This window comes from Pantoea sp. SGAir0215, assembly GCF_043543215.1.
Genome location: NZ_CP028031.1, coordinates 1,716,487 through 1,730,844, shown reverse-complemented (window position 1 = coordinate 1,730,844; position 14,358 = coordinate 1,716,487). Strand labels below are relative to the sequence as shown.

Genomic DNA, 14,358 nt, shown 5'->3' with positions numbered 1-14,358 from the left:
GAACTTAAATTGACAACTCAGCGTATGACACGATCCGCTGGCAGACGAAGTGCGCCGGCCGATAACACGCTGGGCTTACTGATCATCCTGACCGATCGCCTTGGCCGTGCGCGGCGCGGACATTTTAATACGCGCGCTAATCTGCTATGACGGGATCCACCCGGCAACCTCATTCACCTTACCCTGCCAGGAGAACAGCAGCTCACGTGGCTGCATCACAGCTCCCGCCACGTCAACACCATTCGCTTTAATCAGTAACTGGTCAGTGAATTTACCCGTTATCGCCTGCCTCGGGAAATCTGCCACAGTCAGGAAGTGCGTGAGAATGTACGGCATGACGACCGCCCGGGCAGACGCACGTTACATCACGGTGAGCCTGAATTGGGTTGTTTTTTTGCTCCTCAGAAAAAACCATCTGTATTTCTGTGAAGAGTAATAAAGCATGATAATCTTGATTTTTTTATTTCAAAGAAAATCTCCTGAAAATTGAAGTTATATATTCTACAGATGAAATGTGTGATTAAAAAAAGCCAGTCACCAGGCTGAGTTTGCTATTTTTAATAGTACAAATAAAATGCCTGAATTTTTTAGCAGGTAAGCTGAAGCCTGCAGAGTAATCGTTTACTTCATCATAAAATCCGTCACTGATATCCATTTCAATTAAAGCTACCAACAAAAAAAGATAAAACCAGTGCTAATTAAAATAAAAACTCCTCACTAATAAAACAACCGCATTACAAAATAAAAGTTAATATCACACCCGGGACAAAAAACACGTACTGAAATCAGTAAAATAGATGATTAACAATAAATCATTAAGCTGTTAAGAATGAAATCAACTCTCTCTCAATGCCATTTTCTATGTCTTTTTTTACAGTATATACTTATTTTCCCACCAGACTTATGATTGTAAGGTGCCATGTGGACACGGTGGAGGTCGATATGAGAAATTTCGGTTTCGTCGTAATAGGTCTGGTTGGTTTTGCTGCATTCAGCGTTGCTTTTTGTGCCCTTTGCCTGACGACATCCGGTGTCATCCATTAGCTGCGCGGGAAATCCACGATATGGCCATTCGTGGCCATTTTGGTCAATATCATAACGCCCTCTACCGGCTCTGCCTTATCTCTTCGTTGCAGAGTCACAGCGCTAAGCGGTATCTGAACGTGCAACGACCTGAAAATTTTAACGGAAGGCCTGCGATGTTCAGGTCAGCGATCTTTGCCCTGCGTCTGACTTCTGCTAACTTTGTTATGAAAACGTTAACTTCAGACAAGGCAAGCTATGAATCAGTATGACAACCTCTGGAATGCTATCGAAACGCGCGTTAAGCAGAACAATGATGCCTCAACGCTGGATATGAGCCATTCCGATAATCTGATGGTTAACCAGGTGAAACAACGCACCGCGCAGATATTTATTCTTGAAATCATTTTGGATAAACATCGTAAACAATTTGGCACGCGTTATTTCCCGTTATCCGGCGAAGAAGCGCTTTATCATTTGATCTTTACGCGCACGAACTGGTTACCGGCACAAATCAGAACCCTTTCACTTTCTGATGCACTTTTTGTTATCGCAGAACTGTTTCGCGATGGCAATCTACAGGAAGGCGTCAGAAACTTTCTGGGCACGCAGGGACTGCGAAATGTCTCTTATCCCCTTGATGAGTTTTCAGACAGAGACTGGGCACCTAAGGAAAACGAGGTACATCTGTCCCTTCCCTGAGACAAACGTAACAGGATGCCGTAGGTGATATCACTGTGCCTGTGAGACTATCCCAGGCACAGTTGGCGCTAAAGAAAAAATGTCCTGGCCATCAAGCCGATAAAGTTGATAACTTTCTTCTTTATCTGCTGGTCTTTCTCCCTGCCAGACAAGCGTGCCATCCACAAATTCCTGCGGATGCTTTTTATCGTGCTGTACCAGAAGCCAGTGACAGCGAAAGGCACCTCTGTGCTTTCCTTCCCTTAGCGTGACTAAGCCGTCGTAATACTCCAGTAACGCGCGCTGTGGCTCGCCAAGGTGCCGACTGGCTACGCACTCATCTTTAGGCAGCCAGGCTCGCATCGGGATAAAGACGTCTGAATAACGCTTCGTATAATCCAGATAAGGCATGCCGAGCGTCATGGCCAACACCCAGCACAGGGTTATACAACTAGTGAAGATATATAAGGGGCTTTGTCGCGCTGCCCGATGGAAAAACACGATGCTACTCATCATCAGGGTAACCAGCAGTGCCACGCTAAACATAAGCGGATGGAACTCAGGCATAAATCCAGGTGCGCCTGGCACCACCCACTTATTCCATAACGGGACAGGCCAACCGGTTATCAGTATGATCCCCGCGCCCCACATCACCGCAGGAAGCAGACAAAACAGGCCCAGAGACCAGGGCCGCAATTTTTCAGCCCACTCCGCTTTTCGTTGACACGCCCCCGCCGCTAATATTGCCAGTGGCAGCAACAACGGCATGGCATAGAGTTCGCGTGCATCTGCGGCGGCAGACAATGTAGCAAAACCTGCCACAAAAAACGTCAACAGGACTTTGACTGCCGGGCTAATGCCGTTTGCCCCGCTGCGCCATAACCACCATACCGCCATAGGAAGCGCTGGAAATGCATACCACGGAAGCAATTTAAGATAAAAGAACGGCTTCGCTTTCGGACCCAGTCTGGCGGTACCGTCAAATCGGCCAAAGTTATTTACCATAAGCCAGGTTGAAAACAGCTTTTCTGAACGCATCCAGAGCGCGTAAAGCCAGGGCGCGACCAGTGGGCAGAAAACCAAAAAAGCAATGGCACAAAAGATGACATAGCGCCTGCTGCGAAATTCAGTATTGAGCAACGGCAACCCCATCGCCGTTACTCCCAGAATCCCGGGACCCAGTAGCCCCTTTGAGAGAAACATAACGGCAGCGCCCACGCCCAGTACAATGCCGCCAGCAACATGGCGTCGAATCCCCAACACGAAACCATAAATGCCGATGGCGCCGCCCGCCAGCAAAGCCGTATCGGTAATCATCTGGTGCGCCCGAATGGGAAAACCGACGCAGGCAAAGAGAATAAGAACAGCCCAGCGTCCGGCGCCCTTACCCAGTAACTCTCTGGCAGATAGTGCAATAGCGTAACAGGCGATCAGGATGAAGAAGCCTGTAGTCAGACGCGCTGCATCCGGCTCGCCTAATAACGGACTGAACAGCCGAAGGAAAAACGACGCCACCACAAAATAGAGCGGCGGCTTTTCCATGAAAGGCTCACCTGCCAGCGTAGGCACTACCCAGTCACCGGTCTGCGCGATGTGGCGAATTAACCCAAAGGTATAAGCTTCGTCAGGCTTCCAGGGTTCATGTCCTACCAATCCTGGTAATAACCAGCAGCTAAAAATAATAAAGCATAAAAATAAGGGAATTTGCTGCGCAAGAGGAAAGAGAGTCGTAATACGCTGCGTGCGAGTATCGCTGCTGTCTGTGGATGTCAGAGGTATAAATGCATCCGGGGCAGCGGCCCGTGTTGCAGGAAAAATAACCTGAAAATGTTTTGTGTTCACGCGTTACTCGCTTGTCTTACCGACTTTTAGAGTAAAAATACGGTGTATAAGCTCTATGTCTGTTCGCAAAAATCTTTACAGAAACGGCTTAATAAAGATGCAAAATGTGCTTCTTAAGCAAAATGCTGAATCCCTTTATCCGCTCAGCACTTTTTGAAGTTTATAAGCGCTTATTAGTGCGAGGATTTGAACATCCGGAGCTCCGGGCTTACAAAAAATTCACTGTTAATAAGATAAAGAAGCGGAAGTAAACGAGAAATAAACATTCTGCGCTTTGAGTTTAAACGCTTAGCCCAGACTGACATTGAGGATAAGAATTGATGAGGAGCCACCATCAAATCTAAAAAGATGAATGTAAAGAACGGAATAATGACTTATGGGTCCGGTTCAATTACGGGATCTGATCATGATAGATGTGTTAAACGCGTCACTAAAGCAGAAGCATCTGGCATAGTGTTTCCGTTTAAAGAAAGCACGAAATGTTCCCGTCAATAAGTCAGCTGAGGCACCATTAAATCACCTATTATTCGGACCTAAAGACGAACGTCTCTAAGTGCCCTTTGCCGCAATACGATCACAGGATCTAACGCCTTTCTGAAAAGGTGCAGATATGAGCCAGAGCGAGGCAAGTCGCCCATTGACTAAGAAGCATTATGAGACGCTTAAACGAAAAAAGCCCTGTAACGAGCAGGGCTGATAACCATTCAAAAAAATTTATCTATTTCTTATAAAAAGTGTATGATGAGCGCGGAGTATTCCCTGGTGTTGGCTGTGTTAGCCACCCTCACATCAACCCTTGAGGTTTCCGAGGCCACTGGTGGTGTGGGGGTTTCTTTTTTAAATCATAAATTATATTGAACCTTAACCTCCTTCATAACAACTAGACTTTAGATCAAACAAAACTATACTAAAGGATAGCAAAGGGAGCGTTATCACTTTGTAATCAGATGCATAAGCGAGAACCCTCTCAAGCTAACTTCGGATTGCGCTTGAGTTTTTTGTTCATCACCTTTAATTAACCACACAAACACCTGAGCAGCATTATGCTCTGCAAGCACGTCGTTTCCAAACGCCTTCAGACTGACTCCCTGCCCCCGGAAAGAATAAAACCATCAGAAAAATTGATACTAACCGAGTATGCTGCGCTGCAAGCTGAGCCGATCTGCCCTTCCACGTACAGCACCTGGTGCCAGTTCAGCCCTTCTCCTGGTTTCACTGAATTCTCTTCCGCCGGACCCACGTATGTTTTACATCGTCGTATAATTGTCATCATCCTGTGATAGGTTCTCTGAGGGGTTATACACGCTCTTCTTAAACGCACTGGAGTTGTTACATGAAAACGACAAAAGCCCACTCTTTAGAACAGGCTAATGAATTACTGTCCAAAGGACTGGCTAAGAATGTTGAGTTGTGTTTTGAATTGACCACGGATGAGTTTTTCAGATTCACCGATCACTGGTGTGATAAAGGGGCAAAAATTCTAAAAAAAGAACACTTTGTCGTTAAACTGAAGCCTTCCGCTTCGGTCTCCGACCCAGAGTAATTCTGTTCTTTGCCTGCTGACTGCGGTCTTAACGATCGAGACGCTAACCGCGTTTTTATACACGCAACGACAGTCAGTAGGTGTTTTTTCATGGCTTGCTTTTTGAATAACGCTGGAAATCCCTCCAGTAAAACCGGGTATAGTGCTGCCTGACCCGTCAAAATCCTTATACATCTCAGTTCAGCGTGCCGGTACAGCCCGTAAGCAGTAGCAGAACGATACAAAGCACCACGTTTATCACTCGCGGAGACATTCTGATTGAAGCGAGTAAATTACGGTCTTTTGATACGTGCTTATTGTGACCCGTTTTAGCGAAACGCTGAGACAGCATTAAAATGTCGAATGGCAGTAACAGCATTGCGGGGGTCAGCTTTGGCCGGTTCTCACTCTTTAATGGCTGCATTATGTTTTTCTCCATACCTAAGGCCTGGCACCGTTGAAATACGTTCGGCGATGAAAGACCTGATGACAAAAGTCGCTATATCTCTGCCCCACAGAAACCGCATAACCGAACGGTCAGAAAGACACATCCATTTTCGAAATCTTTCAGGTGAACTGCGCCCAGAAACAGTACATATTTTTTTTACCCTTACCTTCAGTCATTAGCTAAAAGCACTGGTCCTTAGTACTGACCCTACGATAGTAATTGTAGGTGATAAAAACTTTCCGCATCGACTACGGATAATAACGATGTGACAATCGTTAAAACCTGATAACGGGTTTATACTTATGAGCAGAAAAATTACCTGTCCGCCTGTTCATTTCTCAACATTTTTTGCTAAGACCAGCATCGAACAGTTCATCATGAGCAGCATGCAACTATGTGCACTGCCGTAGCATTATGATGTTCCCTGTACGGATGAGTATGAGCATGGCCATATGACAATACGATGGCGATAACAGCACTAACAGAGTAAATCGCACTAACGGCACCATAATGTTATTTAACTCCTGTCACAAATCTGATTCATTCAAAGTGAGGTGAATCTTGATAGTGGCGCATTCTCCGTGCTCATCAGCCTGAGTGGATTATCCTTAGCACATCAACAGACGGAAAACCCGGCATAAATTTATCAACCCATTAATTGTATAAGAGTTAGGTTAAATTATTAATTTCCATTTAAAGATAAGCATGGTCCGCTTTAATGTAACATCCTGCTATTAATGACCTGTTTTAGTGGTAATCTTTGGTAGACCAGGTCGCGATCTTCATAATTCACTTTTATAACCACATGAAATATTTATAATTTAACCAAAGAGATATAAAAGACGACAAATAAATTAGCGCTCTGAATACAGAGCGCCTGATGCTATTTACGCTTCAGAGCAACGTTAATTTTGCCACTTTTCGATAATTACGCTTACAGAGCCAGAATTATCTGCACGTTGCCAGTCCTGTAGATACAAATCAAATCCACCACCTTGTGGAAAAGCATGCATAAGCGATGAAGCCTCAAGCCCATCATCATTCAAGCCATAAAAACTTACAGCGGCTGATTTATCAGAAGTAGTAGTGCGATCGTAGATCATTAAAGCAGCAGATTTAGAACGTGTGTTTCCTGCCTGCCCCGTTGCGTAATCGACGCCGGCTGATTCCGGGTCAATACGAAAACGATACACTCCAGAAGCCACATTAGTTTCATTGTAAAAACTCCCACCGGGAATGGTATTGTTATATCCATCCAAAGTGACGGTTTTATAAGGTTGCCAGCCCGCCATGGCAGAAAATGATGTGACAACAGAAAATGCAACGATTGAGGCTTTTATGAAATTAAACATATATAAATTTCCTAAACAGAGTTAATCAGCGTCTTATATATATCGATGTCTAATTCATTCGTTAAGCTGATAAATTTTACTCATTAAAGGCTAAACAAGATCATCGCTGTGAATCGCCACAGGTTTAACAGACTCCTGAAAGTCATTTAAGATGACTTAAAAGAGAGAGGTACCCATGAGCGGTAAACGTTTCCCGACGAGTTCAAAATTGAAGCGGTTAAACAGGTCGATGAACGTGGTCACTCCATCGCAAGCGTCGCCAGCAGACTTGATATCACCACAGTCTCTATGCCTGGTTAAAAAAGTACGGTCCTGATTCTTCCATTAATAATGAACAGACAGATGCTCAGGCCGAGATCCGCCGTCTTCAGAAAGAATTGAAGCGGGTTACAGACGAACGCAAATTATAAAAAAAAAGCCGCGGCGTACTTCGCAAAACTGTCTGACTGAGGTACGCCTTTATCCGCGACAACAGCCGTTGCTGGCCTGTTCGTTTGCTCTGTCGGGTTCTGGACGTCCATCCGAGTGGATTTTATTTCTGGCTTTAGCAGCCACATTCACAGCGTCACCAGGCAGACCAGATGATAACCGGGCAGATCAAACAGTTCTGGTTTGAGTCTGGGTGCGTGTATGGTTATCGCAAGATCCATCTCGATCTGCGTGATACCGGGCAGCAGTATGGAGTGAACCGGGTCTGGCGGCTGATGAATCGTGCCGGAATAAAACTCAGGTTGGGTACCGTAGCCTAAGGGCATGTAAAGGCGAAGCCAGTGTCGTGGCACCCAACAGGCTCCAGCGGCAGGTTAATCCGGGCTCACCGGATGAGCGTTGGATGGCGGACATAACCTACATCCGAACCCACGAAGGCTGGCTTTATCTGGCCGTGGTGGTTGACGTTTCCGTAAAGTTATCGGCTGGTCAATGCAACGCCGCATGACAAAAGATATTGTCCTGAACGCATTACTTATGGCAGTGCGGAGGCGTAATCCTCAAAAACAGATACTGGTTCACTCTGATCTGGGCAGTCAATACACGAGCCATGAGTGGCAATCTTTCCTGAAATCACACAGTCTGGAAGGCAGCACGAGTCGTCGCGGTAACTGCCATGACAACGCGGTTGCGGAAAGTTTTTCCAGCTACTGAAACGCGAACGGGTTAAGAAAAAGATCTACGGAACACGGGAAGATGCCCGCAGCGATATTTTTGATTACATCGAAATGTTTTATAACTGTGGGCGTCGGCATGGTTCGAGCAATCAGATACCACCGGCAGAATACAAAAACCAATATTATCAACGGCTCGGAAGTGTCTGGATTATCCGTGGCGATTCACATGAAATGAGACCCGTGTGTCGTCGTGACGTGGCATGGCGATATCTCTGATGGGATATTTGTAAAGTCACTGGCGGCAAAGAGAATTTATCTTTAAGGGGGTTACGGTTGATGACTAAACTTTAGTCACATATCCCGTAATCCTGCCCAGAGAGGAACGGAATAGTTATTGCCCGGTCGCCCGGGCTTTTTCTTTCAATTCAATAGTAAGGACAGCTTCAAGATCAGTTGTCTAAACTGCTGATGATCCGCCTTGATAGCCTGTGCATTGGCTTTTCTATTGCGATGTGACAGAGGTAGGCAATGGCAATGCATAGCGTTGACACATAAAACAGCTTCGCAAATCCACTCAGTGATTTATACAGAGGTATGTAATCCGCATACCAACCCAGAGCGTAAACCACGACGATATGGGTCATATAGAGTGAATAAGATATATCACCTAAAAATGAAATCTTGCCACTCACTTTAATTTCATTAAATTTTTCATAGAAAAGTATTGCAGGTAAGATCACTACCGCCCACAAACCAAATTTCAAAGGACCATGACCAAAAGACCACCACGAAAACCAGAATGTCATAAATACGCCAAAGCAAAACCAGAGGTAAGCCCGAGATGCTTTTATAAAAAACTCACCTTTGAGATCGCCTGATCTCTCGTAAACTTCACAAAGCATCATTCCGAAAATGAACTCTAGCATCATCGGTGACGAAAGAATATAGAAGAAACCAGCACCAAAATGCTGGTAACTGATACTCACAGAATCATGTGCATCAAGACTTACTCCATCAGAAAAGTGAGTATTAAAGTACAGAAAAATAAGCAAAATAATTAATGAGCAGACGTAGGCCCTGAATTGGTGGGTGATAAGCATGGAAGAAACGAATACTGCGTAAAATATCACTTCATAGGTTATTGTCCATGCGGGAACATAAACATTATACCCGAAGTAAGGTGCATCCTGAGAATAGTCAAGATGATAGGGTATGAGTGACTTTATTATTTGGATTGCTGAGTATTCAGTGGGAGTTACGAAAACAAATAAAATAACACTCAAGAACAACAACGGATATATTCTGAATACGCGCCTTATTATGAATTTTGCGGCCGGACGACTTTCTATCTTCCTCGTTGAATAAACAATAATAAACCCACTCACAACAAAGAATATGTCAACACCTGACACACCTGGACCAAAAAGTATTTCCCCAAGATTGGCCTGTGAATATACTCCGTTTATATAGTCCCTGAAATGGAAAAGAAGAACAAAAAGCGCCGCAAGCCCTCTCGCATAAGCTATAGAATAAATCATGAATTACGCCCGACAGATAACATCGGGCGATAATACATAAACCAAACTAATACGTAAACAGATTTATGACACTGCCGTTGCAGTAACCTCGCATGAATTACTTACGGTTATCAACCATTTGTGGCTGCAAGGCTGCATAGCTGAATGCCCTGATTTATAAATATTTTAACAAACTCCTGTCCGTTTTTACCCAGCGTCATTTTGTTATCAATTGATGGGTAGATATTGTTTAATAACAGACCTACAGATGTGTCATACCAGATTTTCGTATCCGGCCTTTTTTCCATCGACTCGCCAAAGCTAACATAGGCTGAATTAGTGGCGTATCCAAATGATCCGTGCTAACTATTTTTCATGTAAAGAGCAACCGAATTGATCCCCGTCATGTCAGAATTGACAAATATCTTTGCATCGCGGAAATACTGAACCGAGCCAAATTGCACAGTCTGGTTTGCAGAATAACCGGATGCGTAAAGCGTAATCCCTCTGAATTGAGCCATAGACCCGCCTGAACCAACTCACCGGTTATCATTCATATATATAACCACGGCAGAAACTGTTGAATTTGGTATCTCATAGTGAATATCAACATCAATAACTGTCTGAAATACGCCCTTTACACCGAAGTCGGTAACATAATCATTGTCTACCCTGTTATAAATTTCACAATCTTCAAGTGTCAGTGCCTTAGTGGCAGAACCGGTAGGGCTTGAGACCGATCCAATAAACTGCGCCTTGCGGAATGCAACCTTCCTGCTGGTATTGTTTAACGCCAGACCTCCAGTTGGGGAGTGTATAATCCCACCGTCAAAAGAAATGTCATTAATATTATTATTTGGGCTGTATATTTGCACTCCTGCTAGGCCGCCAAACGTAAATTCTGGATTATGAACCTTCAGCCTTACTATCGCTCCTGCTTCACTTTCGATATCAACTTCCGCATGAGGCGCGGAGAAGTGACTTCCAATGCCATATGCCAGATTGCCCACCCCATAGCCTGTCGGGTTGATAAAAATGTCATCATGGCCCCCGGTATATGACCAACAGTTTCTACCACAATTTGTCGAAACCATGTTGCTGAAAACGGACTGATTGTAATTAGACAGCGGACTGATTGCGCTTGTGTCTACACCATTATTGATGTAAAAGCCATCTACAGGTGAACTGTCTGACAGAAGGCCATCCATTCTGATGCCATTGCATTCATTTACCCACAGGTTGTATGAAGGAACTTGATAGCCGTCGTCAACATAATTACCGCCCCACACGGCCACTGACATGTTCCCGTCGATTTTACCTTTAATAACCTCCAGCTTTGTTGCCTTATAAAAATTCATGATAAAGCCATGCCTGGCCTGACAGTCGGTATTGTAAAAAGGCATTGATGCGGGGTTATAAGCTGCTCCGGTTACAGGATCGAAGCTGCCCTGCTTCATCCAGCTGTTACTTTTCAGCGTCGATCCCGACATGTCGAGGGTGATATCGTTGTCTGTGCGATGAACCGAGAACCACCCGCGATCTGCAAGGTCTCCCCATGGAAGGGAGAAATAAGAAGGTGTATATGAATATGACTGCCCGGTTGCGCCGGCTAATTGCTGCGATCCAACAAGGCTGACGCCCTTGGGGGAAATGATATACAGAGGAACTATGGCATTTTAAATGAATTGGCCCAACACCTAGAGAGCATCAGCATTATCGCTTGAATCAGTTTTAAACCCAAAATCAGCCACACAAATGATGCGCATGTTCAGTTTATCCAGGGCAGTCTTTACCAGCTCACTGACAGATGAGGATGGATTCTGGTAGCCAACGAGCGCTGCCTCTGTTACGGCCGACAAATCTAATGCATACGTTTTCTGATCCAATAAAGCTGGAAAATTGGTTGTCGCACTGGCTTTCCCTACTGCGCTAATCTGTGCAGCGCCTCCAGACTGAGAGAGTTGGGCAAGGATGTCATCATTGAGTTGCACCCAGTTTGCCTGGGTTGATGCGAGCAGTTGAGCCAGAACGAATACCCCTTGTCAGTTCGTTTTGCGATGTCACTTACCTGCGCATTCAGTGCCAGCATTGCAGCCTGGCTGCTTACCACGAACGCCTCTGTCAGTGCGATGGCCGGAATGTTCTCTACGGGTATCTTTCCGTTTGATTCGAGGATAGCAAAGTCTGCGAGCGGTTTAACTGCGGCATTCGCTGAAGAGTGGAATGAAACTACAGATGAGTGTCAGTCTTCTGATGCCGGAAGCGCGCTGATACCCGCCGATTCCGGCACGCGAAGCGTTCTGCCCACTGCTGATTCTGCGGTTTGCGCGGATGCTTCTGCCTGGCTTGCGTACTGGCTTGCTGCGATGACGTAGTTATTGAATGTGGACTCAGCCGCAACTGCCACAGTAGCAGACTATGCCGCATCTGCAGCTGAAGCGGTCGCCTGTGAAGCATAGTCCGGGGCGCTGTCCAGTTTGTCTGCATACATCTTTGCCTGCGAGACTGCCACCTCTGCGATGGGGGCGTATTTTGCTGCATATCTGGTATCTGAAATCGACATATTAATCGCCCTGAGATATGAACGTTCCCGATGTTGCTGTGAATCCAAATCCGTTTCCGTTCCATTGCCATGCGCTGATTCGGAATTGCGAGTTGCTGATCGGGATGCAACCAATAATGTTTGTCTGGTTAATATCCTGCTGCTGGCAGACGATTGACCTACATGCTGTCGGAAAAGCAATTGGGAAGGAAAAGACGTTATTGCTGGCCGTGGTGGTTGATATGGTTGATGTCTGGATTATCTTCCCGTTTTCGTCTTATGACAATGAAGGGATTCACCTGGCATAAGATAAACAAGCGCAAATGGAACAGCGCGATCGGAATGGGGCACATGACGCAAGCTAACAGCGAAGATTGCCTGTTTGCGTTTAAGGGCGGCTTTCGGAACGCATGGATGCACCCATATGCCAGCACATCAGCGCGCCACGCATGGAGCGCAGTGCCAAGCCACAGATTATTCGTGACAGCCTGTTAAAGCTTATAGGCGACTTGCCGCTTATTGAGTTGTTCGCCCGCACCGCCGATCAGGGTTGGGATTCGTGGGGTAATGAGATGGATACCAGCGTCAGGTTAACGGCAGGAGGTTTCGAGCAAGTTATACGCAAGAGCGCTGCTGCATGAACATTGCCATCTCCGCCGACCCGGGTGACATACTCACTCTCGCCCTTCTCATCGCTCTCATTTACGCATTCAAACACAGCAAGCCACCTGAGGAGTAGATATGGAAAGTTACGCCCTTTCTATGGATGAGGCGTGCGCGTTCCTCGGTATCTCCCGGCCTACGTGTCAGCAATGGATACGTACCGGACGCCTGATGGCAACGCGCAAGGACCCAAGCAAACCGAAGTCACCCTATCTCTTAACCCGCCAGGCATGTATTGCCGCTCTCAATAATCCAATGCACACTGTTATCGTGAGCGCGGCAGATGCACATGAGGAGAAAAAATCATGTCGATCTTACGCAGAGGTTCCGTCTGGTACGGGAGCTACACGACGCCAGGCGGGAAGCGCATTAAAGAATCTCTTGGCACAGAGGACCGAAAGCAGGCACAGGAGTTGCACGATCGGAGAAAGGCAGAGCTCTGGCGAATAGAGCGTCTAGGGGATTTCCCGGACGTAACGTTTGAAGAGGCATGCCTGCGCTGGCTGGAAGAACAGGCGCACAAGAAATCTCTTGATGCTGACAAGGGCCGGATTGGATTCTGGCTCATGCATTTCGAAGGAGTTTTGCTGAAGGATATCACTGAGGCAAAGATTTACGCCGCAGTCAGCAGGATGACCAACATGAAGGCTAAGGAAAGGTTTGATCAGCACGCCATATCCATGGCTAAAAAAGGAATCGATGCCGGCACATATAAGCCTGAGGCCGTATCAACATCGACGAAGGCTAAGCACCTGGCATTAATGAAAGCGCTTATGCGGGCCGCTGAGCGCGAATGGAAATGGATCGAGAAGTCACCGGTCATTAAGGTGCCTCAGAAAAGAAATAAGCGGGTGCGGTGGCTCGAACCCGCTGAAGCACAGCGTCTGATAAATGAATGCCCGGAACCACTCAAGTCTACCGTAGAGTTCGCCCTGGCGACAGGGTTGCGCCGTTCCAATATCGTCGATCTGAAATGGCGGCAGATTGACCTGCAGCGAAAAGTGGCTTGGATTTACCCGGAGGACAGCAAATCAGGCAGGGCTATTGGCGTAGCGCTGAATGATATGGCTGAGTCGGTACTGAGAAGGCAAATCGGCCAGCACAACATATGGGTCTTTGTTCACACCGAATCGGTAAAGCGAAATGACGGCACCTCTACGGCAAGCATCAGGAAGATGCGTGTCGATTCAAATACTGCGTGGCGCGCAGCACTGAAACGGGCAGGCATAGAGGATTTCCGCTTTCATGACCTGAGGCACACTTGGGCGAGCTGGCTGATTCAGGCCGGAGTGCCACTGTCGGCATTGCAGGAAATGGGCGGCTGGGAAAGTATCGAAATGGTACAGCGTTATGCTCATCTGGCACCTAACCACTTAACAGAGCATGCGAGGCAAATTGACGCGATTTTTGGCAGTCGTGTCACAAATCTGTCCCACATTGAAAAACTGGCTTAAAGATAAAGGAGGTAAGTCATTGAAATATATTGGCCCTACAGGATTCAAACCTTCTAGCTAGTCTTATGTTCTTTATGTATTTTTTTCCATTTCAATTTGTGATCTGCCCCCAGATATGCCCCCTTAACAAAGTGCTCACCACCATGACTGTGGTTTATCAATGAGTACTTGTATGAGCTACGATGACTCTTAGCATAGAAAATGTTAA

The 14,358-nt window shown here is 46.2% G+C and carries 10 protein-coding genes and 3 pseudogenes; 7 read left to right on the top strand and 6 right to left on the bottom strand.

Translation table 11 applies throughout. The features are described 5' to 3' along the window. Nucleotides 1-144: 144 nt before the first annotated feature. On the bottom strand, nt 145-336 hold the full coding sequence (locus tag C1N64_RS08110) for a hypothetical protein (protein WP_164483039.1): 192 nt from the start codon (nt 334-336) through the stop codon (nt 145-147). Nucleotides 337-1,281: 945 nt separating this feature from the next. Here C1N64_RS08110 and C1N64_RS08105 point away from each other — a divergent pair. Further along, a complete protein-coding gene (locus C1N64_RS08105) occupies nt 1,282-1,725 on the top strand; it encodes an ECs1072 family phage-associated protein (protein WP_039342951.1) in 444 nt (147 codons plus the stop codon). A gap of 30 nt (nt 1,726-1,755) precedes the next feature. On the opposite strand, the gene C1N64_RS08100 is transcribed toward C1N64_RS08105, so the two are convergent. Further along, nucleotides 1,756-3,357: an ArnT family glycosyltransferase gene (locus tag C1N64_RS08100; RefSeq protein WP_263756872.1), complete on the bottom strand. Its 1,602-nt coding sequence runs from the start codon at nt 3,355-3,357 to the stop codon at nt 1,756-1,758. A 1,522-nt stretch (nt 3,358-4,879) separates the two neighbouring features. Here C1N64_RS08100 and C1N64_RS08095 point away from each other — a divergent pair. Continuing rightward, nucleotides 4,880-5,089: a hypothetical protein gene (locus tag C1N64_RS08095; protein ID WP_033738740.1), complete on the top strand. Its 210-nt coding sequence runs from the start codon at nt 4,880-4,882 to the stop codon at nt 5,087-5,089. A gap of 1,332 nt (nt 5,090-6,421) precedes the next feature. Here C1N64_RS08095 and C1N64_RS08090 read toward each other — a convergent pair. Next, nucleotides 6,422-6,868: a hypothetical protein gene (locus C1N64_RS08090; RefSeq protein ID WP_058701129.1), complete on the bottom strand. Its 447-nt coding sequence runs from the start codon at nt 6,866-6,868 to the stop codon at nt 6,422-6,424. Between the two features lie 207 nt (nt 6,869-7,075). On the opposite strand from C1N64_RS08090, the pseudogene C1N64_RS08085 reads away from it, so the two are divergent. After that, nucleotides 7,076-8,178 (top strand): annotated as a pseudogene (locus C1N64_RS08085) (IS3 family transposase); the annotation flags it as partial. 245 nt (nt 8,179-8,423) lie between these two features. On the opposite strand, the gene C1N64_RS08080 reads toward C1N64_RS08085, so the two are convergent. From C1N64_RS08080 to C1N64_RS08070, 3 genes are all read right to left on the bottom strand, one after another. Further along, complete coding sequence (locus C1N64_RS08080; RefSeq protein WP_394515392.1) at nt 8,424-9,512, bottom strand: acyltransferase family protein; 1,089 nt, start codon at nt 9,510-9,512, stop codon at nt 8,424-8,426. 518 nt (nt 9,513-10,030) lie between these two features. Then, nucleotides 10,031-10,981 (bottom strand): hypothetical protein, encoded by a 951-nt coding sequence (locus C1N64_RS08075; RefSeq protein WP_394515391.1) that lies wholly within the window; start codon nt 10,979-10,981, stop codon nt 10,031-10,033. A gap of 207 nt (nt 10,982-11,188) precedes the next feature. Then, the gene (locus tag C1N64_RS08070; protein WP_394515390.1) at nt 11,189-11,482 is read right to left on the bottom strand and encodes a hypothetical protein; all 294 of its coding nucleotides are present in this window, start codon (nt 11,480-11,482) and stop codon (nt 11,189-11,191) included. 589 nt (nt 11,483-12,071) lie between these two features. On the opposite strand from C1N64_RS08070, the gene C1N64_RS08065 reads away from it, so the two are divergent. The 4 genes and pseudogenes from C1N64_RS08065 (at nt 12,072) to C1N64_RS08050 (ending at nt 14,150) form a co-directional block, all read left to right on the top strand. Then, nucleotides 12,072-12,341 (top strand): hypothetical protein, encoded by a 270-nt coding sequence (locus tag C1N64_RS08065; protein WP_394515526.1) that lies wholly within the window; start codon nt 12,072-12,074, stop codon nt 12,339-12,341. After that, nucleotides 12,304-12,674: pseudogene (locus tag C1N64_RS08060) on the top strand (MT-A70 family methyltransferase); the annotation flags it as partial. The gene C1N64_RS08065 and the pseudogene C1N64_RS08060, both read left to right, overlap by 38 nt. A 100-nt stretch (nt 12,675-12,774) precedes the next feature. Beyond that, nucleotides 12,775-12,867: pseudogene (locus C1N64_RS08055) on the top strand (helix-turn-helix domain-containing protein); the annotation flags it as partial. Between the two features lie 134 nt (nt 12,868-13,001). After that, complete coding sequence (locus C1N64_RS08050) at nt 13,002-14,150, top strand: tyrosine-type recombinase/integrase (protein ID WP_394515389.1); 1,149 nt, start codon at nt 13,002-13,004, stop codon at nt 14,148-14,150. Nucleotides 14,151-14,358 lie beyond the last annotated feature (208 nt).

Excerpts from the sequence above, each read along its gene's own strand:
- C1N64_RS08105 (WP_039342951.1), top strand. The coding sequence starts at position 1,282 with ATGAATCAGTATGACAACCTCTGGAATGCTATCGAAACGCGCGTTAAG.
- C1N64_RS08080 (WP_394515392.1), bottom strand. The coding sequence starts at position 9,512 with ATGATTTATTCTATAGCTTATGCGAGAGGGCTTGCGGCGCTTTTTGTT.
- C1N64_RS08050 (WP_394515389.1), top strand. The coding sequence starts at position 13,002 with ATGTCGATCTTACGCAGAGGTTCCGTCTGGTACGGGAGCTACACGACG.
- C1N64_RS08095 (WP_033738740.1), top strand. The coding sequence starts at position 4,880 with ATGAAAACGACAAAAGCCCACTCTTTAGAACAGGCTAATGAATTACTG.
- C1N64_RS08090 (WP_058701129.1), bottom strand. The coding sequence starts at position 6,868 with ATGTTTAATTTCATAAAAGCCTCAATCGTTGCATTTTCTGTTGTCACA.
- C1N64_RS08075 (WP_394515391.1), bottom strand. The coding sequence starts at position 10,981 with ATGTCGGGATCGACGCTGAAAAGTAACAGCTGGATGAAGCAGGGCAGC.
- C1N64_RS08110 (WP_164483039.1), bottom strand. The coding sequence starts at position 336 with ATGCCGTACATTCTCACGCACTTCCTGACTGTGGCAGATTTCCCGAGG.
- C1N64_RS08065 (WP_394515526.1), top strand. The coding sequence starts at position 12,072 with ATGAACGTTCCCGATGTTGCTGTGAATCCAAATCCGTTTCCGTTCCAT.